Below are 21,465 nucleotides of genomic sequence, written 5' to 3'. Positions count from 1 at the left end.
ATTTAAAACACAGATTTCACGGATTTTCACAGATTCTTGTATGAACTTATATGCCTTACATGGTTGGGTAATTGACATATAAGGCATTTAAGAAATTAAGTTTAAACTAAGATTCAAAAAAATTCAATGATTCAGTCGAAATAAAATCTGTGCAAATCTGTGAAATCTGTGTTCTGAAATTTATTTATTAGCCGTTACTTGCCAAATCGTGTTTCCGCTATCATCATTTACCAAAAGCGAACCGTCATTCATCACGGTAACCGCAACCGGTCTTCCATATACGTTTGCTTTTTTCTCATCTCCAATAAATCCGGTTAAGAAATCTTGCGGTTTTCCAGAAGGTTTTCCGTTTTTAAAAGGGACGAAAAGCACTTTGTATCCGCTTAATTTCGAGCGATTCCAAGAGCCGTGTTGGCCCACAAACGCACCATTTTTATATTCAGCAGGAAATGCATCTTTGTCATAAAAAGCAAATCCGAGTGAAGCCGTGTGGGCATTTACAGAAACATCTGGAACAATCGCCTTTGCAACCAATTCTTTGCCTTGACCTTTCATTCTTGGGTCTTCAATTTGCCCAAAATAAGAATACGGCCAGCCATAAAATCCGCCTCTTTTTACACTTGTAATATAATCTGGAACCAGTTCGTCACCCAAATCATCACGTTCATTAACAGCAGTCCAAAGTTCATTATTTGCTGGATTCCAATCCATCCCAACAGGATTTCTCAAACCGCTAGCGTATATTTTTTCCCCAGTTCCATCCGGATTGATTTCTAAGATATTTGCTCTTCTGACTTCGTTTTCCATTCCGTTTTCGCCATTATTGCTTCCAGAACCCACAGAAATGTAGATTTTTGAACCGTCGGCATTCGCCAAAAGATTTCTTGTCCAGTGATTATTATAACCACCGGCAGGAAGTTCTAGAATTTTTTCACCGCTTCCGGTTAATTTTAAATCGCCTTCTTTATATGGAAAACGGTACAATCCGTCAGTATTTGCTACATAAAAATAATTTTTCAAAATCAGCATGCCGAAAGGCATATTCAGTCCTTCCTTAAAAATTTCTCTGGTTTCAAATTTTCCGTCTTTGTTTTTATCTCTGAAAACCGTGATTCGATTGGCGCTCATAAATGTGTTGCTTTCCACCACAAAAATGTCATTATTTGGCGCAATGTATGTCCAACGCGGATTTTTTAATTCTCCTGCAAATTTAGTCACAGTGAAACCTTCCGGCGCTTTTGGAGTCGCACCTTCCGGCCAATCTTTCATTGCAGTCCTTTTGGTTACCGATTTTGAAGAATATGGAGCAGGAAGTGTGATATCGCCAACAGCAGTTTTTACCGTTGTGCTTCCTTTTTCAGAAGCTACTTTTTTCTCTTCTTTTGAAACTTGACCGTTACAAGAAAAGAGCGAAAAACTTGAAATTAATAATAAGGATAGTACTTTTGAACTCATAATAAATAAAATTTTGGTGGTTTATTTCGAAGCTTGAATTTACTGATTTTAAAAATTTTATCGATTTAAACCGCTGAATATTAAATATTATTTAACATTAATAAAATTATAATAAAACTCAATTAATTTATAAAATAGCTGAAATCTTATTTACTATATTTGCAACTTATACTTTAACAAAATTATTGTGATACAGCTTCACGACAAAAAATTTGTTCCTTTCATCACAGCAAAGGAAATTGACTCTGCAATTGCCAAAATGGCGCAAGAAGTTGCAGAAGACCTTGACGAAGAGATACCCTTATTTGTGGGCGTTTTGAACGGCGCCTTTATGGTTGTTTCAGATTTTATGAAACATTACGAAAAAAACTGCGAGGTCAGCTTCGTGAAAATGGCTTCTTATGAAGGAATGTCAACTACGCACGAAGTCAAAAAACTTATTGGAATTAATCAAGATTTAACGGGAAGAACGGTTGTCATCATTGAAGATATTGTTGACACAGGAAACACTTTGGTCGAACTGAAAGCAATGTTCGAAGCCCAAAATGTAAAGGAATTGAAAATAGCAACGTTATTTTTAAAGCCCGAAGCCTACAAAAAAGACATAAAAATTGATTATATTGGTATTGAAATTCCAAACAAATTCATCGTTGGATTTGGATTGGATTACGACGGATTAGGACGAAATATTCCTGAAATTTACCAGTTAGCTGATTAAAATAAACACACAACTATATTACAACACAGAATGATTAACATCGTATTATTTGGAAAGCCAGGAGCTGGAAAAGGAACACAAGCCGAATTCTTGAAAGAAAAATATAATTTGACACACCTTTCAACAGGAGATATTTTTAGATTTAATATCAAAAATGAAACGGAATTAGGAAAATTAGCCAAAACCTATATGGACAAAGGCGACTTGGTTCCAGATGAAGTAACGATTCAAATGTTGCAAAGCGAAGTCGATAAAAATCCAGAATCTAAAGGTTTTCTTTTCGACGGATTTCCAAGAACGTTGTCTCAAGCCGAAGCTTTGGATGCTTTTTTAGAAAGCAAAGGCGATAAAATCACGGCAACAGTTGCATTGGAAGCTGATGACGAAATCTTAGTAAAAAGATTGTTGGAAAGAGGAAAAACTTCTGGAAGACCAGACGACCAAGATGAAGAAAAAATCAGAAATCGTTACCAAGAATATAATGAAAAAACCGCGCCTTTGATGCAATATTACAAAGCGCAAGATAAATTTTATGCAGTGGACGGAATCGGTTCTATTGCTGAGATTACACATCGATTAAGTTCAGTAATCGATAGCCTTTAACTTAATTAACAAACCTTGGAAATAGCTATAATTTTCTTTTTAATCCTTTTGAATGGTGTTTTTTCGATGTCGGAAATTGCATTAATTTCTGCGCGAAAAAATAGGTTGGAAACTTCAGCAAAAAAGGGGAATACCAGCGCTAAAACCGCTTTGGATTTGGCCAATTCACCAAACAAATTTTTGTCAACCGTTCAAATCGGAATCACATTAATCGGAATCTTAACGGGTATTTATTCAGGAGACAAAGTCACTGACGACGTTAAAATATTTTTAGACCAATACACAGCGTTACAGCCTTATTCAGCCAATTTATCGGTGGGAATTGTAGTGGTAATTTTGACTTTTTTCTCATTGGTTTTGGGAGAATTGCTTCCAAAAAGAATCGGTTTAAATTATCCAGAAGCCATCGCAAAAATGGTCGCCGTTCCAATGAAAGTAATTTCAATCGTAACCGCGCCGTTCATCTGGTTATTGACAATTTCAACAGAATCACTTTTGAAATTATTCAGAATCAGACCAACCGCTGACGGAAAAGTTACCGAAGAAGAAATCAAGGCGATCATCAAAGAAGGAACTGAAGTTGGTGAAGTTCAAGAAATTGAGCAAGACATCGTGGAACGCGTTTTCCATATTGGCGATAGAAAAGTAAATTCGCTGATGACACACAGAAAATCAGTAGATTACCTTTCTCTGCAAGATGATTTTGCGACTTTAAAACAAAAAGTTTTAGACGAAATTCACTCGGTTTATCCGGTTTGTGAAGAGAGTTTGGATGAAGTTGTCGGGGTGGTTTTGCTGAAAGATTTGTTCGCAAAATTTGAGACCGGAAATTTCAATTTAAAAGATATAATTAAGGAACCAGTTTACTTGATAGAACATACTTCGGCGTACAAAGCGTTGGATATTTTCAAGAAAACAAAGGTACATTACGCCATCGTTACTGATGAATATGGCATCACGCAAGGGATGATTACCTTGAATGATATCTTGGAAGCCTTGGTTGGAGACGCTTCTGATTTTTATCACGAAGAATTCCAATTAGTTGCCAGAGAAGACGGAACTTGGCTCGTTGACGGACATTATTCATTGCACGATTTCTTGACTTATTTCGATCTAGACGAGTTAATCAATGATTATGAAGTTACAACGGTAAGCGGTCTGATTATGACTGAATTATCATATATTCCGAAACAAGGCGAGAAGCTAATTTGGAACTTATTTGAACTAGAAGTTATCGATATGGACGGCGTCAAAATCGACAAAGTGATGGTGCGTTCTATAAAAGAATAAAACAGATTGCAGATTTCGGTCTGCAGTTTTTTTTGAAACGAATGGTCTAGGCTTTTTCAGCAATCCATTTTCCCGCTTTCCGCTACAATAAAAAAATTTCTAAAGAAGAAATTTTTTTGATTTCCGCTGCAATCGGGGTTATGAAGTAAACCATTTAATGCAGGTCGTGACTAGAGTGCGACAAAATTACAAAAAAGATATTTAGACATTTTTTAGACAAATTCGAGTCTGAAATCTGAAATCTAAAATCTGAAATCTAAAAAAATGACAGAAGATTTGAAATTAAAAGGAGGACAGCCAGTGGCTGTCAGGTATTTTTTTTCGAATTGATGTTTAAAACTAAAAGAGAATGACTGAAGGTAACTTCGTAGATTACGTTAAGATTTATGTTTCTTCCGGAAAAGGAGGGAAAGGCTCAACGCATTTACATAGAGAGAAATTTATTGAAAAAGGTGGTCCAGACGGTGGAGATGGCGGACGTGGCGGACACGTTTATTTAGTTGGAAACAAAGGGCTTTGGACATTGTTCCACTTAAAATTCGCAAAGCACGTTAAAGCCGGTCACGGGGGCGACGGAGGAAGCGCAAGAAGTACCGGTGCTGACGGAGAAGACAAATACATTGAGGTTCCATTGGGAACTGTGGTTCGAGATAAAGAAACGAACGAAATTTTGTTCGAAATTACTGAAGAGGGAGAAAAAAGAATCGTGGCAAAAGGCGGAAAAGGTGGTTTAGGAAACTGGCACTTTAGAAGTTCTACAAACCAAACGCCAAGATATTCGCAACCTGGAATGCCGGCCAATGAAATCGACGTAATCTTAGAACTTAAAGTTTTGGCAGACGTTGGTTTGGTAGGTTTTCCAAATGCTGGAAAATCAACTTTGCTTTCTGTTTTAACTTCGGCGAAGCCAAAAATTGCAGATTATCCGTTTACAACTTTAAAACCAAATCTTGGAATTGTAGCTTACAGAGATTTCCAGTCGTTTGTGATGGCTGATATTCCTGGAATTATTGAAGGTGCTGCAGAAGGAAAAGGTCTTGGGCATTATTTCTTGAGACACATTGAAAGAAATTCGGTTTTACTGTTCCTGATTCCTGCGGACGCTGACGATATCAAAAAAGAATATGAGATTTTATTAGATGAATTACGCCGTTACAATCCAGAAATTTTGGATAAAGAGCGTTTCATCGTAATTTCAAAATCAGATATGTTAGACGAAGAATTGCAAAAAGAAATGAAAGCGCAATTAGACTCAGAATTTAAAGGAATGAAATATCACTTTATTTCGTCTATTGCCAATCAGGGTTTGGTCGAATTGAAAGACAAACTTTGGGAAATGCTTAATTCTGAAGAAAATCAAATTTAATATAAAATTAGATTGTAATATCAGACCTAACAGGTTTTCAAAACCTGTTAGGTCTTTGTTTTTTTTGAAAAATCCTCGCTAAGCGCGAATCTTTTCGTGTGATAATATATGAACAGAAATTATAAATTTCATAATCCAGAAGAATTACGTAGTAATCTCGTAGTTTGATGAACGCTCGATGATCTAAAAACTTGTTTTTTGTGTTAAAAAGAAATCTGTAGGATCAATATTTAAGATTTTGCCAATTTCAATTAATTTATAAACACTGATGTCTATTACGCTTCTCTCAATTTTGCTGTAATGAGTCTGCGTCATTGAAAGCTGTGCAGCCATATATTCCTGGGTGTAGTTTTTTTGACTACGCTTTCCATAAATATTCTTATATACTGATTTATTCATTTTGCTTAAATAATTTTTAGTGTAAACTTTAGAGCGATGCAATTATGTAAAATGTTTTAATGGCATTATAAATTTTTTTTTATTTAGTTATGTGATGCATACGGTTGTTGTCATAAAGTGTGTAATATTGTTATGCTTTTATAATTAGATAATGCGCATGTTCTACTTCTATCAGCAACTGTTTTTAGTATTAAAAAATAATAATTATTAATCTAAGTTGACAAGATGAAATTAAAAAAGTTTAAATTAAGTTTGTTTTTAGTGATTGTAATCGCAATTGGGAGTTGTTCAGAAGAAACTTCAATTTCTGAGCCTAAAATTGAAAAAGTAACTTTTATTGATGTAACTGCTCCAACAGGCAGTTCTGTGTCATCAAAAAAAGGTTGGTGGGTAATTGCTGATTGGGATTTTGGTAGAGAAAGTAGACAATGTAAAAGTGGCTTTGGTATTTGCCATTGGGATTGGTTTCCAGGTTGGGATCGCGCCACAACTCCTCTTAAAGAAGGTAAAATTAGAACTCCTATATTGTTTGATGATGCCTTGGGAAAACATTATGTTGAATTTATTTTAGAAAAAGATTCTGCTAAAGAAGATTTTTTAACTATTGACAATGATTTATCGATGGACGTTACGATAGATAAAGAAACTGAAGTAATAACTTTCGGAGCTGGTGAATATGAATATGATGCTTCTTTGGGTGAAAATGGTGGGTATAGAGTAACTGCAAAATAAATCTATATAAATGGCAAAATTAATTTTGACTGCATTTCTATTAATTTGTTTAAATAGTTTTTCACAAACTAGTAAAACAAAAAAAGTATCTATTAAAAATGTTCATTATTTGAGCGAAGCAAGTAATTTTTCTGAGGATAATATTCTTTTAGCAAATGTTAAATTATATAAGATAGATAATGTTTCATTGTTGCAGATGATTGAAAAATCTACAAAAAAACTTAAAATTGTTTTATTTTATGGCTATTGGTGTACTCCTTGCAGAGAGATGTTGCCGAAACTAATTGAACTTGCAGAAAAGAATAAGGACAATATCGATTTATTTGTAATTACTGGCGAACAAGATGAGCGATTTGAAAAAGTTTTCAGTTATTTAAAACAATTAAATTTGAATAATCCAAGTTTTATTATAGATACCAAGAAATATGGTAATGAAAAAGAACCATTTATCAGAACTGAAAAATTAATTCAAGAAATATGTAAAGATTGTGATTATAAAAAAATGGGTTTTCCAAGTTTTATAATATATAACAAACAAAATAAAATGATTTTTGATGCTACTTATGAAAATACAAATGAGTATAATTATGATCAAATAGAATTAAATTTACGTAATTAATTGACTTGAATTATTAATTTGCGAGGCTGTCTATATTATAGACAGCCTTTTTTAGTGCTAAAGTCAACTTCTTTCATAAAAAAGATTTTTTTACTTATAAAGTAAATTCTCATTGAATACTGAATATCGCCACTGCTATTCTTAGAGTAATTGCCAATGCTCTGCTTTATGCATTTTTTAATGATTAAGTTCGCACTAGCGAACTTTTTTAAAGCAAAAAAAAACCGCCAGTTTTAAAGCTGACGGTTTTTGTTTTTACAGAAGAATCGTCTTCTTATAAGTTGAAGTTTTTCGAAATTCCGATATTTACCGTTTTTCCAAAATTAAAATCAAAATTATTTTGTTTTATGTCAGCATCGCTATCTTTCAATGAACTGTAACCAACTCCTCCGATAGAGAAATTTAAACCGAAGCTGTTTTTGAAATTAATGAAAAGAGCGGGCGTAAAACCAACATACATCCCCTTAGCATCGGATGTTGTAACACTTCCAGATTCTGATTTTAGTTTTTGATATCCTAAACCAAAATCTCCATACACTGCAAACGCTCCGCCTAGTGATTGCGCATAACGTACAAAGGGACCTACTTTAAATTCATTTGTCTTAGATTCTGGTGATCCCGTTGTCTCTGATTTTCCGTTCCCGATGGATGCGTTCAGACCTGCCGTCCAGTTGTCAGTAAATTGATATCCTACTGTCGGAGAAAATTCAAAACTATTAGACTTCGTTTCAGAACCTCCAGCAAATTCTGTTTTTTCTGAGCTCAGTCCAATGTTTCCACCGACTAAAAGCGTCCCTTTCTGAGCGTTCGCCATTCCAAAAAACGCCAATGTGGCAACTAAAAATGTTTTTTTCATCGTATAAAAATTAAAATTAACCACAAAAATATATTTTTATTTCAATAAATCTAATAAATGTTATTTATTTTTATTATAAATATTTTAGGTGTTAAATTTGATTATCTGTTCAATGTGTGTGTTTAATAAAAAAATATGTTTTATTTTCAAATACTTCAATTTATAAAATTCTTAAAATTCGTTAAAATCATCCGTCTTATTTGGTTTAAAACGATTTGAGAATAATCAAAAAATATAAAATGGCTATATTCGCAAGGCGAAATTTTATGTCCATAAATTTTAACCAATTGTATTGGGGCGTCCAATTAGCAATTCAAATAAACTATCTAAATTTTCACCACATGAAAAAAGTAATTTTATCTTTTATCGTGGCTATTATGCTTGTTCCGGCGAGCGTAAAAGCTGATGAAGGAATGTGGTTCTTGATGTTCATCGAACGTTTGAACCACCGCGATATGCAAAAAATGGGTCTTCAGTTGACTTCTGAAGAAATTTACAGCATCAACCACTCAAGTATTAAGGACGCGATTGTTCAATTTAATGGAGGTTGTACTGCAGAAATTGTTTCAAACCAAGGTCTTGTTTTAACAAATCACCACTGTGGTTATGACGCAATTGCTGAAGTTTCTACGCCAGAAGCAAATTATTTGAGAGATGGTTTTTGGGCAAAAGACAATAAAGCCGAGATTAAACCAAGCTCACTTTATGTTCGTTTTTTCGTAAGAATGGATGACGTTTCAAAAAGAATTTTGGCGAAATTAACGCCTTCAATGACTGAAGCAGAAAGAAATAAAGCGATTCAGCAAGAAAGCGCGTTGATTGAAAAAGAAAATAATGAAGGTGGAAAATATACTGTTTCTGTTCGTTCTTTCTTCCAAAACAATGAGTTTTACTATTTTGTTTACCAAGATTTTAAAGACGTTCGTTTGGTGGGAACTCCGCCAGAAAGCGTTGGAAAATTTGGTGGAGACACTGACAACTGGGAGTGGCCACGTCACACAGGAGATTTCTCAATGTTTAGAGTTTACGCTGACAAAGACGGAAATCCTGCTGAATATTCTGAAAACAACGTTCCATTGAAACCAAAACACCACTTGCCAATCAGCTTAAAAGGTGTTCAGGAAAATGATTTTGCAATGATTTTAGGTTACCCAGGAAGAACAAACCGTTGGATGCCAGCTGGTGGAATTGAGCAAAACGTGAAGTTTGCTTATCCTGCTTGGGTTGAAGGTTCAAAAACAGGGATGGACGCGATGAAAGTTCACATGGACAAAAGCGACCAAGTGCGTTTAAATTATGCTTCAAAATATGCTTCTGTTGCAAATTACTGGAAAAACCGTCAAGGAATGATTGATGCTTTGACCAAATTTAAAACAGCTGATACAAAAGCAAAAGCGGAAGCAGAGTTCAATAAATGGGCTAACAAAGCAGAAAATAAAGCAAAATATGGCGACGTTGTTGCAACGATTAACAAATTTTATGCTGCGACAAACGAAAAATCAAGACACGATAACTATTTGACTTCTGTGTTGAGAAATAGTACTTTTGGTGCTGGTCCGGCGACTATCGGTCAAGGAATCGAATATTATGTGGCTCAAAATGATGCTAAAAAAGCAGAAGTTTTGCCGAAATTACAAGAGCAAATCAATGCTGGTTTTGAAGGAATGTATCTTCCGTTAGAAAGAGATGTTTTGATTGCAGAATTGAATTTGTACAACAAAAAATCGGGATATCCAGTTGCACCTTACGTAGCAGAATTGGCTAAAACAAACAATGGTGATTTCACTAAATTTGTTGATGAAGCTTTGGCTACGAGTGTTTTTGCTTCAAAAGAAAAAGCAGAAGCTTTCCTTAAAAATCCAAATGCTGAGCAATTAAAAGAAGATAAATTGTACCAACTTTCTTCTAGCTTGTTGACAACTTACAGAGCGAAATCTGAGGAATTGACGAAATTGGATAACGATTATCAAAAGTCTTTCCGTCTTTTAGTAGAAGGTTTGAGAGAATCAAAATTGAACAAAATCCAGTATCCAGATGCAAATTCAACGTTGCGTTTGACTTACGGAAAAGTTCGTTCTTTGCCTTCTGACAAAAGAAACGATGCGAAAATCAATAACTACACGACACTTCAAGGTGCTGTAAAAAAATACAAGCCAAACGACCAAGAATTTGACATGCCAAAAAGGTTGATTGAATTGAACGAGAAAAAAGATTTTGGTCAATACGCTGATAAAGCAGGATACATGCCAGTAAACTTTTTGACTGACAATGATATCACAGGTGGAAACTCAGGTTCGCCAGTTTTGAATGGTAAAGGAGAATTAATCGGGGTTGCATTTGACGGAAACATCGAGGCAATGGCTGGTGACGTTATCTTTGACCCAAAATTACAAAGAACCATCAACGTTGACATTCGTTATGTTTTGTTTATCATCGACAAATACGCTGGTGCAAAACACATCGTTGACGAAATGACAATCGTAAAATAATTTAGTATAAATTATTAGTTCAAATTTATATTTTGAAAATCCGTTTCGGGAAACTGAAACGGATTTTTTTTGTGAAGTTATTTTGTATAGAAAACAGTTATATTTGTAAAAAAAATTATGAAGAAAAATCTTCTTTTATTCGCCTTGTTTTATTCTTCCTTTTGTTTTTCTCAAAATGAAACCACGCAAACTTTTAAGTCAAACAATGAAACTTTTAATTATAAAGAGCTAGATTATTCTAAGTATGGAGTCGTACAATTTTTTGTGTATTTTTATGAAAATAATGAACAAAATACTAATATTTATAAGAATGCAATTAGTTGCTTAAATAAGGAATACAATATTTATCATACTTTTTATTACTTTGTGGAAATTCCTAAAGGACATACAGAGTTAGAAAAAGAAATTATCTTTGCGGATTTTATGAAGCAAATAACAATGAAACGTAATTTTGATTCAGATAATATTTACATTAATTTCGATATTAATTACTCTAGAAAATATCTCGAAGATTTGCAAAATAGTAATAGTAAGAATAAAATTAAGCGTATTGTCATCGAGTTAACGCCGAAAACTGTATGCAGAACGTTGCACATCGATAGAAATTAGTAAAAATTTTATTCCTTAATTTTTATTCTAATTCCCTTCGTGTGACTAGAAAATTCAGGTGCATACATGCTTTGAATTGTAGTAATTCCGTTTGAGAAATCGCCTAAATTATTTACTCGGATGTCATATTCTAAAACGAATTTTCCTTTTTTAATTCTGTCGAAAAAAAAGTGTGTTGCCACATCTTTTGTGCTTTGGTAATAACCCAATCCGTCTTGCCATTTGTATTTTGAAAGCACATCAATTGGTTCAAAGCAAGAAGCTCTCATATCTTTTAAATGCACGAATTCCATATCTTCTTTCGTAGAAATTACCAATCTCACGGTTACTAAATCGCCAATTTTCAATGACTTTTCTGAAGTGATTCTTTGCAATTGATTTCCTTCTGAAGTTGTTGCTTTTAAATACAATTCCTTCTCAATCGTCATCGGACCTTCTTGACTTGATTTTATTTTGTCAAGTTCTTCAAAATATTGCCAGTAAAAACCTCCAAATCCGGGAACTTCAGATTTATTATTGATTGAAACTGTTGCCATTTCTTTGGTAATTTCATCTGATTTCCAATTCATCTTGATATAACCAGTTCCGGCTTCTTTTTCATTTTCTGAAAGCTTTTTGGTTACTATTTTTTCATCTCCTAATTTGATAACGGTTTTGTCTTTGACAGAAATCCAATCATTTCCTTGCATCAATAAAGCGTAAACAGCTTCGGTAGTTGCTTTTGTTGTAGGCCAATTTTTGTTCTGTTTATTTTTCAATAACCAAACTTTCATAGCATCAACTGATTTTTTGTCGTTCTCAATTTCGGCGAAAGCCTCGATTAACAAAGCTTGCGTTTCAATTGGCGCTTGGTACCAATGCCATCCCGCTTTGTTTTCAATCCAGTACATTCCCCAATTTTCATTATTTGAAGAAGTTTGACGAAGACTTTCGAGAATTGTTTTAGCCGTTTCTTTTTCTCCAAAACGGCTCAAGATCAAACTCGCCAATCCTTTTTCATACAAAGAATAGTTCAGCCAATTTTCCTTGATATTGGCTGTGTATTTTTGCGTAATCGACGATGCAATTTCCGTTAAAGGATATTTTTCTAGATAAAGACTTCTTGCATACAAATAATGAAGATTGTTGTAAGGATACATCCAAATTAATTTCTGAGACTTATTATTTACCTCTGTTTTTTTATGATTCTCTAAAAATTTTTGGTCTAAAAAAGAAATGCCATTTTTGGTAATTTGGTCAAAATCGCCTGTTGCATTTTTAGATAATTTCTGCAAATGTCCCAAGCCCGAAATAATATGTCTTGTGATATATTCGCTTTCTTCGCCGTCATCAAACCAAGCAAATCCGCCGGAAGGTTTTTGCTTTTTTGTAAGTTTTTCCAAAATTGCTTTCTGCGAATCTTTCATCTTTTGCAAGTCAAAAAGCGTCGCTAGATTTTTCTTCTTTTCTTCTTCGCTCAAAGCATCAGTAATCCAAGGTGTTTCGGACAACAAAATTGATTTTAATTCTTCATTCTGTTCTAATTTTGAAATTGGCTTTTCTGATTTGTTCCAAGATTCAAAAATTGCTGCGATTTTTGGATTACTATTTAAAATTTCAGAAGCCAGCGCATTGGCATAATATCTTGCAAAGGTCTGCTCGGCACATTCGTGTTCGTATTCCATCAAATAAGGCAATGCTTGAATCGCAAGCCATGTTGGGTTTGAAGTGTATTCAAAAGTCAATTGCTGGTTTCGTAAAGTGGTTGACGTATTGTTTTTCAAGTTTTCAAACGTATATTCTTTGCTTGAATTCTCGCGAACCCAAACCGGGATACTTTCCGTAACCAGCATATTATTGGTCAAAACCGGAAGTATGTTTTCTTCACCGTCAGAAAAGTTTCCGGCTTTTGCCACAATTTTATACTGAACACCTTGCAAACCTTCGGGAACATAGATTTTCCAAGAAACAGATGTGTTTCCCTTTGCGTTCAATTGAAATGATTTGGTATTGATTGAATTCAGCATTTTTGCATCAATCGGTTCCATGGAAATGGCATCAAAAAGCTGTAACATCGCCATTCCAGATTTTGCTTCAGAAGTCATATTTGCAATTTTTGTAGTAATGGTAATCGTGTCTTTTTCACGGAGGAATCTTGGCAAATTTGGTATCACCATTATATCTTTTTGGGTAACAATTAAACTTTCAAAATATCCTGAAACTGCCTTTTTATTGTGCGCGAAGATTTGAAGTTTCCATTTTGTAAGAGCTTCTGGAGAAGTGAAGTTGAATGATAAATTTCCTTTCGAGTCGGTTTTTAGTTGTGGTAAGAAAAATGCACTTTCTGCAAGGTTTTTTCTAGTTTCAACTTTATTCAGATTTTCTAAAGAAGCAAAAGTCGTAACTATGAGTACGCCATTTTTTCCCTGTGAGCCATAAAGTTCAACTCCTTGTGATTCTTTTAAAGTAGTGATGCTAAATATGGTTGAAGGATTGATTTTAGAAAAGACCTCCAGGTTTTCGACTTTTCCGTCGATTACAATTAATGCTTTGTCTTTTTCAGTTAAACTGCCTGAACCTTTGATTACTATATAATCTTCATTTGGATTTGTATTAATTTGAACCCCAGAAACTCTTCCCGTAAGCATTTGTAAGGCGCTAGAAGGCGTGGTGATTTCATTTTCTTCAAAAAAGTAAGAGGAACCAACAGCATTCAGTTTCTTCTTAATTCCTAAGGCGCCCGTAACCACAACTTCCCCAGTGGTAACACCTTCGATTAAAGTTGCATCTATTGTGTTATCATTGATGGTGATTGAAGAGTCGTCATATCCCAAATAACTAAATATTAAAGTTTCGCCAAATAATGCTTTTATTTTATATTCGCCGTCGATATCGGTTTGTGCTCCTCTGGTTGTGCCAGCAATGTTAACTGTGGCTCCCGGTAAAGGCCCTGTAAGATCAGAAACAACGCCTGTTATATATTTTCCATTGTGTTGTGCAACTTTGTCTGTCAAGTATTTTTTATAAATCAAGACATTTTTCTCAGGGTTTACAAAATCAAAACCAAACCAATTCAAATCATTTTTTATCGGGGAGGCGTAAAAATAGGGCACGTCTTCATTCAGATTTTTAAAATAACTGTCTGTATTTCCGAAATTTAAAAAAGTTTTACTATCTGGATCATTGTCGTCGTAATTATTGAAGCTTAAATTTGTGGGCCAGGTCTGATTCGCAAATTGGTCTAAAGAAGAATCATACATATTTGCCAAAGCTTCCGATTCAATTCCTTTTTTATCGTTGTTTTGAATAGAAAATGACCAAGTTTCAATACTTCCTGGCTCAATTTTATTTCGAATGCTTTTTGTTTCAATATTTAAAGTCTCTTTAATCTCAGACAAATCAACCTCTGTGGTCATATCGAAAGTCCGATTTTCTAAAACAAAATCTGTTTCGATTTTTAAGTTATTTGGCCAATTTTTATTTATTGGAATGCGAACGATTTTTGGTTCCTTGTTTAGCTTTATTACCTTATTAAAAATCGAACCGCTATCGTAAAAAATTTCAACGTTTATATACAATAACGGAAAAGAAGAAGATAATTTTAAGTCTAAAAAACCATCCTTTTTTGGATTTTTATTAAGTATGTCAAGATTAAACAACTGTTTGTCTGGTGCGATATTTTCTTTTTTGTTGTAAATTTTAAAATAATTTGTCGTTTCAATCTCTTTACCTGCGCTATCTTTTGCTTTAAAAAATAGTTTATAGTTTCCAGATTCGAATTTTTTAAGATCATCTAATATAATTTTTTTGTCTTTTTCAGTATTGATAGTTTTAGAAAAAACCAATTTCTGATTCGTCCATTTTGTGATTTCATTTTCATTAAAGTAAGGCTCATACGGAAACAATTTTATAAAATCTTCTTCAGAAATTGTTTGGATATCTGGAGCATTCCAAGCACGCGAACCCAAAATTCGATCGGGAGCTTTAAGTTTATAAATTTTCACCTCGCCAATAACAGGTGTAAAATAGCCGTTAAATTTGTACTCGTTAATGAAATTGTTTGGTTATCTGATACTTCAACAATTTCTTTGGTCTTAGTGGCCAACACCAAATTATAATTTCCAACCTTAACTTTGATGTTATTTTTTCTAGTTTCTCCATCGATATCCGTTATCTGAACATTGATGAAATATTCAAAAACAGTGGTTTCATCCTCATCGATTACTCGTGCGGTGCTTGCGGTAAAATCAATTTCAAAATTTCCGTCTTTATCTGTAACTAAATTTTTGTTAGAAATAGTGTAGTCGTCATTTTCATCATAATATTTGTTAGAATTCTTATTACTTTGAATTATGTTTCTGCTGATACTGTAAGTCATTTTAGCATCTGAAATTGCTGAGCCAGCAAATGCCATGGCTTTGCCTTTGACTTTTATTTTCTGGCCAATTACAAAATTCTCTTTCACAGGTTCAAAAACGATTTCGAATTTTGGTCTTTTGTATTCTTCTACTAAAAAATAATTGGTACCAGTCTGGAAATGATCTAATTTATCCCAAAACGGATGTGATTCTGTTTCTTTTTCATAACGGTCATCACTTTTATAATCATCATCTTCCGCAGCAAAAATTGTAAAATTACCGGTCAAGCTATTTTTTGGAATTGTAAATTCACCTGTTATGGAGCCAAATTCATTAGTTTTTAATCGTGCGCTATATATTTCATCACCATTTGTATTTTCTGCTATAATCCTCACATACACATTTGGTACAACGGCTGTCTTATTTTCAATATTTTGTATTAAAATTCCTTTGAAGAAAACGTTTTGGCCGGGTCTATAAATGGCTCGATCAGTAAATAGATTTACTCTTGCTATCATTTTTTCTTCTTTGGCCGATTTTATTTCATATCTATAATTGTAAAAATTTTCGGTGATAGTGTCATTTTTATGAATGAGTTGTAACTTTATATTTTTCTTGTTACTTATTAGATCCGTCATTGCATAGCCGTTGAAATCAGTCTTTAAAACTTTATTTTCGATAGTTATGTTAGCGTCTTCAACCGGTTTTCCTGTTTTTCTATTTAAAACTTGAAAACGCAACGTGTTTTGTAAATTTGAATATGAAACCATCAAATCAGAAGCGTTTAAAACCGTATAAGCGACAGCAGATTCTTGATTTATGCTATCTTTTGAAAGAGATGTCAGCATCAAATATTTTCCTTTTTCTAATGCGGGAAGAATAATTTCTGTAGTGTGTTGTAGATAATCTTTTTTGTTTGGCAGCACCCGTTCAAAAGTTAAGTACGGCTTTTGTCTCCTTGCCAAATCCATAGAAAGGCTATCAGTATATTTTTTTTGTTCACTATAGTTATTTTCGTATTTATCAAAAATAATAGTACTCGGAATTTTGTATAATGAACCATAAATGGTATCAATATTTTTATAATTAACTAAAGCTCTACTGGGTTGGTTTGGAATAATATTTTCTTCAGTTTTTATGTAAATTTGTTTTTGCAATATAGAGAGTTTTAGTTGCTTCGCCTGGCGACTTGAACGTTCGTGATTTGAAGCTATGATTGTATCTGCAAGTGCAAGTGCCTTTACTTTATAATCATTAAAAGGGTCAGCTTCGTTAGAAGAATTACTATAAGCTTTCGCTATTTCTATTTGAAAATCTGATTTATAGCTTTGAAATTTCGTTGCAAAATTTTTAAGAGAAGACAAGTATTTCTCTTCATATAAAGACAAATAATGAATTGTTTTAATCCTTTTTAAAATTGTTTGAGCCAACGCGTAATCATTATTTTTTGAACTATAATCTTTTTCAAGTGTTTGGTAAATTGACAATTTTTTAAAAAGAATAGTGCCGCGAATGCTGTCTAAATTTAGCCTCTGAAATTTATCGGTGTCTGAATAGATTTCTTTGAAATTTCGTTGAACAAAATTATATTCTTTAAAATATTCACCCTCGTTGTTAAAATTATTTATATGACTTGACGCCAAGAAATCGTATAACGAAATATTTAAATCATTTCCATTTATTCCAAAATTTAAAAGAACTTCGAAATTTTTTAAAGGAGTGTTTAGTAAAAGCTGAGTGTCTTTGATGCTTTCCTCAGAAGCTTTATTGATCTCTCTGGCAAAGTCAGATTCAGACCATGTTCTGAAATCAGGATTGTAAATTGTATCGGTGCTTATTGTTTTTAATAAAGTATAACGATTTTTTGAGTAATAATCATAGAGAATTTTTCTATAGATATAATTGAAAATCGATTTGCTGATGCCATTTTGTTCCTTAATTTCGGTTTGAAGATTAGTGATTATTTTAAATTGAGCGTCTTCTTCAAGAATTTGTAAGTACTTTGACTGATAAATAAAAGTTCGTATCATTTCAAGTTCGCTCTTGTTTCTTCTGGCTTTACGATAAATCTTGTTTACTTCTTTAGAAGCATTTTTTGTTTTACCATCATACTCATAGTTATAAACTTTCTTCCAATTCCTCTCGAAATTTTGAGAAAAACCAGCAACAGAAATCAATAAAATAATAAATAGTAAAACTTTTTTCATAAGAACATATTTAATTATAAGGAGTATAATTTTCAACAAAAGGTTGGGAAGAAATTTGAATTTCTTACAAATTTTTTCCCCTTACAATATAAAGCAATTTTTTTCACAACGAATGATTTTAAATACAGGCATTATTTTTGACTGAATTTAGTACTTTTGACAAAACCAAAAGCAGAAAAAATCCTTACATGAAATTATTCACAATTTTGATTTTCTTCTTTACGATTTCTATTTCGGCGCAAAACCAGTTTGATAAGGCAGAAAAGCTTTTTGAACAAGGAAATTACGCCAAAGCAAAGCCTATTTTTGAATCAGTTCTAATTCAGAATCCAAAAGATTTGAAAGCATTGGAATTTTTGGGAGATATTGAATGTTATCAATTAAACTGGGATACTGCTTTAACGTATTATGAGCGACTGAAAACCGTAAAACCGACCGAAGCCAATTATTTTTATAAATATGGTGGCGCACTTGGAATGAAGGCAAAAGAAAGCAATAAATTCAAGGCTTTGGGAATGATTGATGAAGTGGAAGAATCTTTTGTAAAAGCCATAAAATTAGATTCAAAACACATTGGCGCACGTTGGGCGTTAGTAGAATTATATCTTCAATTGCCAGCAATCGTTGGCGGAAGCGAAAACAAAGCACAAAAATACGCATCAGAATTATTGAAAATTTCTGCTGTTGATGGTTATCTTTCAAAAGGCCATATCGCAGAATATTTTAAAAGATATACTGAAGCTGAAAAAAATTATAAAAAGGCAGTGGAAATTGGAGGTTCAAAAACAACTTACCAAAAACTAGCTGATTTGTATAAAAATAAAATGAAACAACCAGAAAAAGCAAAAGCCACACTGGAAGAATTTACAGAAAAAAGCAAAACATAAAAATAATAATTCGGCAGTTTAAACGCTTTTGACTTTTAGACTTTCGACTTTTGACTAAAAAAAATGAGAACACATTTCATTGCCATTGGCGGCAGCGCGATGCATAATTTGGCGCTGGCATTACACAATAAAGGATATAAAGTTACCGGAAGCGACGACGCAATTTTTGAACCTTCAAAAACACGTTTAGAGAAAAAAGGATTGTTGCCTGAAGAATTAGGCTGGTTTCCTGAGAAAATCACTTCAGATATCGAATCGGTAATCCTTGGAATGCACGCCAAAGCGGATAATCCAGAATTGTTAAAAGCACAAGAATTAGGCTTGAAAATTTATTCGTATCCAGAGTTCTTATACGAGCAATCGAAAAATAAAACGCGTGTTGTCATTGGTGGTTCCCACGGTAAAACTACTATTACTTCGATGATTTTGCATGTGATGCATTACCATAATATCAATGTGGATTACATGGTTGGCGCGCAATTGGAAGGTTTTGACACGATGGTTCATTTGACTGAAGAAAATGATTTTATCGTTTTGGAAGGAGATGAATATTTGTCTTCTCCGATGGACAGACGGCCGAAATTTCATTTGTATCAGCCAAATATCGCCTTAATTTCTGGAATTGCTTGGGATCATATCAATGTATTTCCAACGTATGAAAATTATGTAGAGCAATTTGAGATTTTCATCCAAAAGATTACAAACGGAGGAATTTTGGTTTACAACGAAGATGATTCTGAAGTGAAAAGAGTGGCTGAAGCTTCCACAAATCCAATCAGAAGAATTCCATATTCCACTCCAAAATATTCTGTTGAAAACGGAACAACATTGTTAGAAACTCCAGAAGGAGCAATGCCAATCGAAGTTTTTGGAGCGCACAATTTAAATAATTTGGCTGGAGCCAAATGGATTTGCCAAAATATGGGCGTTGATGAAGCTGATTTTTATGAAGCAATTGCAAGTTTCAAAGGTGCTTCAAAACGACTAGAAAAAATTGCTGAAAATAAAAATAATGTAGCTTATAAAGATTTTGCGCATTCGCCAAGCAAAGTTGCCGCAACAACAAAAGCTGTGAAAGAACAATATCCAGACCGTCAATTAATTGCTTGTTTGGAATTGCATACTTACAGCAGTTTGAACGCAGAATTTTTAAAAGAATACGAAGGAGCACTTGACTCGGCAGATGTTGCCGTAGTTTTTTATTCTCCGGATGCGGTTAAAATCAAGCAATTGGAAGAAGTAAGTTACGAACAAATTGCAAAAGCTTTCAACCGCGGAGATCTGGTGATTTATACAAATCCGGCTGCGTTCAAAGAATATTTATACCATTTAAAATTTGATACCGAGAAAATTGCCTTGCTGTTAATGAGCTCTGGGAATTATGGCGGATTGAATTTTGATGAAGTAAAAACGCTATTCAATTAGCGGATTATTTAATTAGCGAATTAGAGACATTCAAAGATCGCTAATTCGCTAATTTTAAAATTTGCTTATTTTTTAAACCGGTAATGTCCGGTCAAGTCATATTTAAAAAGGCAATCTTCTAAAACTTGTCCGGCGCCAACATTGTGAACGATTAAATTTCGTTTGCCGTCAGCTGTTTTTTTATTGGTCACGATTCCGATGTGAGGTAATTTTCCGTTGATTTTCCACGTAACCAAATCACCTGTTTTATAATCAGAAGCTTTTTCTGAAGCGCCTAAACTTTGTCCGAATCTTGTGAAATACACTTGCAAATTCGGAACTCTTCTGTGGTCAATGTTAGTATCTGGCTTTTTCAATCCCCAGGTTTTTGGATATTTTGAAAAGTTAGCTTTCATGTCTTCGTGAACTTCTTTTTGCAAATCAATCCCGAGTTTTCGGTAAGCTCGAATCACAACATCCGTGCAAACGCCTTTATCTTTTGGCACGTCACCATTTGGATATTTTATAGAAAAATATTTCGGGTCATATTCCACTTTGTCTTTGGTTAATGAAATTGCTGCGTCAGAAAGTTTATCATAAAAAGTTTTTTCAACTTTTACGGATGAAATTCCGAGAAAAAATAACAAAATGTAAATTGATTTCATATCTTAGATTTGATATTCAAACGAATAATACTGTAAGAAAATTATAAACCAATCAAAAAAAATAGTTGCCAAATGGAAGAAAATACTCCTTTTTCGATAAAATATTGGGCGGAAGACGACAAACCTCGTGAGAAATTAATGCTCAAAGGAAAGTCCGTTTTAAGCGATGCCGAATTGATTGCCATCTTAATTGGTTCAGGAAATCGGGACGAAAGCGCTGTTGATTTAAGCAAAAGAATCCTTGCAAGCGTGGAGAATTTAAACGCTTTGGGAAAAATGTCACTCCAGCAATTAACAACTTTCAAAGGAATTGGCGAAGCCAAAGCCATTTCCATCATCGCCGCAATGGAATTAGGACGAAGACGTCGTTCTGAAGAAACCGTTGAACTTACAAAAATCACTTCCAGCAGAATCGCTTTCGAAATTATGCAACCAATAATCGGAGAATTGGCTCACGAAGAATTTTGGATTTTATACCTAAATAATTCGAATAAAGTAATCTACAAATCGCAATTAAGCAAAGGTGGCATTACGGGAACGGTCGTTGATATTCGACTGGTTTTTAAAGTGGCTTTGGAACAAAACGCCACCGGAATTATTTTAAGTCATAATCATCCTTCGGGAGTTTTAGTCGCTAGTGATCCGGACAAACAGATTACTAAAAAACTAAAAATGGCAGGAGATAACCTTGATATTAAAGTTTTAGATCATATTATTGTAACTGAAAATGGCTATTATAGTTTTGCGGATGAAGGGATTTTATAAGCTTTGATTAACACATTTTTACAGAGTAATTGCTATCTTGCAAGCTCTTGTAAAAAAGAAATTA

17 protein-coding genes are annotated in these 21,465 nt (G+C 33.7%); 11 read left to right on the top strand and 6 right to left on the bottom strand.

Annotated features, from left to right (window positions below):
* Positions 1-180: 180 nt before the first annotated feature.
* Positions 181-1,455, bottom strand: a complete 1,275-nt coding sequence (locus tag ACFPVY_RS07625; protein WP_379791369.1) for a PQQ-dependent sugar dehydrogenase — start codon at positions 1,453-1,455, stop codon at positions 181-183.
* 187 nt (positions 1,456-1,642) lie between these two features.
* Here ACFPVY_RS07625 and hpt point away from each other — a divergent pair, with 187 nt between their 5' ends.
* The 4 genes from hpt (at position 1,643) to obgE (ending at position 5,432) form a co-directional block, all read left to right on the top strand.
* On the top strand, positions 1,643-2,173 hold the full coding sequence (gene hpt / locus ACFPVY_RS07620; RefSeq protein WP_379791368.1) for a hypoxanthine phosphoribosyltransferase: 531 nt from the start codon (positions 1,643-1,645) through the stop codon (positions 2,171-2,173).
* A gap of 30 nt (positions 2,174-2,203) precedes the next feature.
* Entirely contained in the window at positions 2,204-2,776 is a 573-nt protein-coding gene (locus ACFPVY_RS07615) for an adenylate kinase (RefSeq protein ID WP_379791367.1), read from the top strand.
* Between the two features lie 15 nt (positions 2,777-2,791).
* Positions 2,792-4,066: a hemolysin family protein gene (locus tag ACFPVY_RS07610; protein ID WP_379791366.1), complete on the top strand. Its 1,275-nt coding sequence runs from the start codon at positions 2,792-2,794 to the stop codon at positions 4,064-4,066.
* 349 nt (positions 4,067-4,415) lie between these two features.
* On the top strand, positions 4,416-5,432 hold the full coding sequence (gene obgE / locus ACFPVY_RS07605) for a GTPase ObgE (protein ID WP_379791365.1): 1,017 nt from the start codon (positions 4,416-4,418) through the stop codon (positions 5,430-5,432).
* A 183-nt stretch (positions 5,433-5,615) separates the two neighbouring features.
* Here the strand turns inward: obgE and ACFPVY_RS07600 are convergent, their stop codons facing one another.
* Positions 5,616-5,831, bottom strand: coding sequence for a helix-turn-helix domain-containing protein (locus tag ACFPVY_RS07600; RefSeq protein WP_379791363.1), 216 nt, complete (start codon positions 5,829-5,831; stop codon positions 5,616-5,618).
* 225 nt (positions 5,832-6,056) lie between these two features.
* Between ACFPVY_RS07600 and ACFPVY_RS07595 the strand changes: the two genes are divergently transcribed.
* Both ACFPVY_RS07595 and ACFPVY_RS07590 read left to right on the top strand, forming a co-directional pair.
* A complete protein-coding gene (locus ACFPVY_RS07595) occupies positions 6,057-6,563 on the top strand; it encodes a hypothetical protein (protein ID WP_379791362.1) in 507 nt (168 codons plus the stop codon).
* A 10-nt stretch (positions 6,564-6,573) separates the two neighbouring features.
* Positions 6,574-7,182, top strand: coding sequence for a TlpA family protein disulfide reductase (locus ACFPVY_RS07590; protein WP_379791361.1), 609 nt, complete (start codon positions 6,574-6,576; stop codon positions 7,180-7,182).
* Between the two features lie 274 nt (positions 7,183-7,456).
* On the opposite strand, the gene ACFPVY_RS07585 is transcribed toward ACFPVY_RS07590, so the two are convergent.
* A complete protein-coding gene (locus ACFPVY_RS07585; protein WP_379791360.1) occupies positions 7,457-8,038 on the bottom strand; it encodes an outer membrane beta-barrel protein in 582 nt (193 codons plus the stop codon).
* 341 nt (positions 8,039-8,379) lie between these two features.
* On the opposite strand from ACFPVY_RS07585, the gene ACFPVY_RS07580 reads away from it, so the two are divergent.
* Both ACFPVY_RS07580 and ACFPVY_RS07575 read left to right on the top strand, forming a co-directional pair.
* The gene (locus tag ACFPVY_RS07580) at positions 8,380-10,527 is read left to right on the top strand and encodes a S46 family peptidase (protein WP_379791359.1); all 2,148 of its coding nucleotides are present in this window, start codon (positions 8,380-8,382) and stop codon (positions 10,525-10,527) included.
* 117 nt (positions 10,528-10,644) lie between these two features.
* Complete coding sequence (locus ACFPVY_RS07575; RefSeq protein WP_379791358.1) at positions 10,645-11,136, top strand: hypothetical protein; 492 nt, start codon at positions 10,645-10,647, stop codon at positions 11,134-11,136.
* 8 nt (positions 11,137-11,144) lie between these two features.
* Here the strand turns inward: ACFPVY_RS07575 and ACFPVY_RS07570 are convergent, their stop codons facing one another.
* On the bottom strand, positions 11,145-15,119 hold the full coding sequence (locus ACFPVY_RS07570) for an alpha-2-macroglobulin family protein (protein ID WP_379791357.1): 3,975 nt from the start codon (positions 15,117-15,119) through the stop codon (positions 11,145-11,147).
* Positions 15,116-16,960, bottom strand: coding sequence for an MG2 domain-containing protein (locus ACFPVY_RS07565; RefSeq protein WP_379791356.1), 1,845 nt, complete (start codon positions 16,958-16,960; stop codon positions 15,116-15,118). Before ACFPVY_RS07565 ends, ACFPVY_RS07570 begins: the two co-directional genes overlap by 4 nt.
* A 908-nt stretch (positions 16,961-17,868) precedes the next feature.
* On the opposite strand from ACFPVY_RS07565, the gene ACFPVY_RS07560 reads away from it, so the two are divergent.
* Both ACFPVY_RS07560 and ACFPVY_RS07555 read left to right on the top strand, forming a co-directional pair.
* The gene (locus ACFPVY_RS07560) at positions 17,869-18,567 is read left to right on the top strand and encodes a tetratricopeptide repeat protein (protein ID WP_379791354.1); all 699 of its coding nucleotides are present in this window, start codon (positions 17,869-17,871) and stop codon (positions 18,565-18,567) included.
* A gap of 63 nt (positions 18,568-18,630) precedes the next feature.
* Positions 18,631-19,992 carry a UDP-N-acetylmuramate--L-alanine ligase gene (locus tag ACFPVY_RS07555; protein WP_379791353.1) on the top strand — a complete coding sequence of 454 codons (1,362 nt, stop codon included), beginning with the start codon at positions 18,631-18,633 and terminating at the stop codon, positions 19,990-19,992.
* Positions 19,993-20,057: 65 nt separating this feature from the next.
* Here the strand turns inward: ACFPVY_RS07555 and ACFPVY_RS07550 are convergent, their stop codons facing one another.
* On the bottom strand, positions 20,058-20,636 hold the full coding sequence (locus tag ACFPVY_RS07550; RefSeq protein WP_379791352.1) for a DUF1287 domain-containing protein: 579 nt from the start codon (positions 20,634-20,636) through the stop codon (positions 20,058-20,060).
* Positions 20,637-20,708: 72 nt separating this feature from the next.
* Between ACFPVY_RS07550 and radC the strand changes: the two genes are divergently transcribed.
* Complete coding sequence (radC, locus tag ACFPVY_RS07545; protein WP_379791351.1) at positions 20,709-21,401, top strand: RadC family protein; 693 nt, start codon at positions 20,709-20,711, stop codon at positions 21,399-21,401.
* Positions 21,402-21,465 lie beyond the last annotated feature (64 nt).

This window comes from Flavobacterium qiangtangense (assembly GCF_042658345.1).
GTDB classification, from domain to species: domain Bacteria; phylum Bacteroidota; class Bacteroidia; order Flavobacteriales; family Flavobacteriaceae; genus Flavobacterium; species Flavobacterium qiangtangense.
This window is presented reverse-complemented; position numbering and strand designations above follow the sequence as displayed.

Bases quoted from the DNA above. Each gene is read 5' to 3' on its own strand.
- ACFPVY_RS07575 (WP_379791358.1), top strand. From the start codon at position 10,645: ATGAAGAAAAATCTTCTTTTATTCGCCTTGTTTTATTCTTCCTTTTGT.
- ACFPVY_RS07560 (WP_379791354.1), top strand. From the start codon at position 17,869: ATGAAATTATTCACAATTTTGATTTTCTTCTTTACGATTTCTATTTCG.
- obgE (WP_379791365.1), top strand. From the start codon at position 4,416: ATGACTGAAGGTAACTTCGTAGATTACGTTAAGATTTATGTTTCTTCC.
- ACFPVY_RS07600 (WP_379791363.1), bottom strand. From the start codon at position 5,831: ATGAATAAATCAGTATATAAGAATATTTATGGAAAGCGTAGTCAAAAA.
- ACFPVY_RS07580 (WP_379791359.1), top strand. From the start codon at position 8,380: ATGAAAAAAGTAATTTTATCTTTTATCGTGGCTATTATGCTTGTTCCG.
- ACFPVY_RS07555 (WP_379791353.1), top strand. From the start codon at position 18,631: ATGAGAACACATTTCATTGCCATTGGCGGCAGCGCGATGCATAATTTG.
- ACFPVY_RS07595 (WP_379791362.1), top strand. From the start codon at position 6,057: ATGAAATTAAAAAAGTTTAAATTAAGTTTGTTTTTAGTGATTGTAATC.
- ACFPVY_RS07550 (WP_379791352.1), bottom strand. From the start codon at position 20,636: ATGAAATCAATTTACATTTTGTTATTTTTTCTCGGAATTTCATCCGTA.
- ACFPVY_RS07615 (WP_379791367.1), top strand. From the start codon at position 2,204: ATGATTAACATCGTATTATTTGGAAAGCCAGGAGCTGGAAAAGGAACA.
- ACFPVY_RS07625 (WP_379791369.1), bottom strand. From the start codon at position 1,455: ATGAGTTCAAAAGTACTATCCTTATTATTAATTTCAAGTTTTTCGCTC.
- radC (WP_379791351.1), top strand. From the start codon at position 20,709: ATGGAAGAAAATACTCCTTTTTCGATAAAATATTGGGCGGAAGACGAC.
- ACFPVY_RS07585 (WP_379791360.1), bottom strand. From the start codon at position 8,038: ATGAAAAAAACATTTTTAGTTGCCACATTGGCGTTTTTTGGAATGGCG.
- ACFPVY_RS07590 (WP_379791361.1), top strand. From the start codon at position 6,574: ATGGCAAAATTAATTTTGACTGCATTTCTATTAATTTGTTTAAATAGT.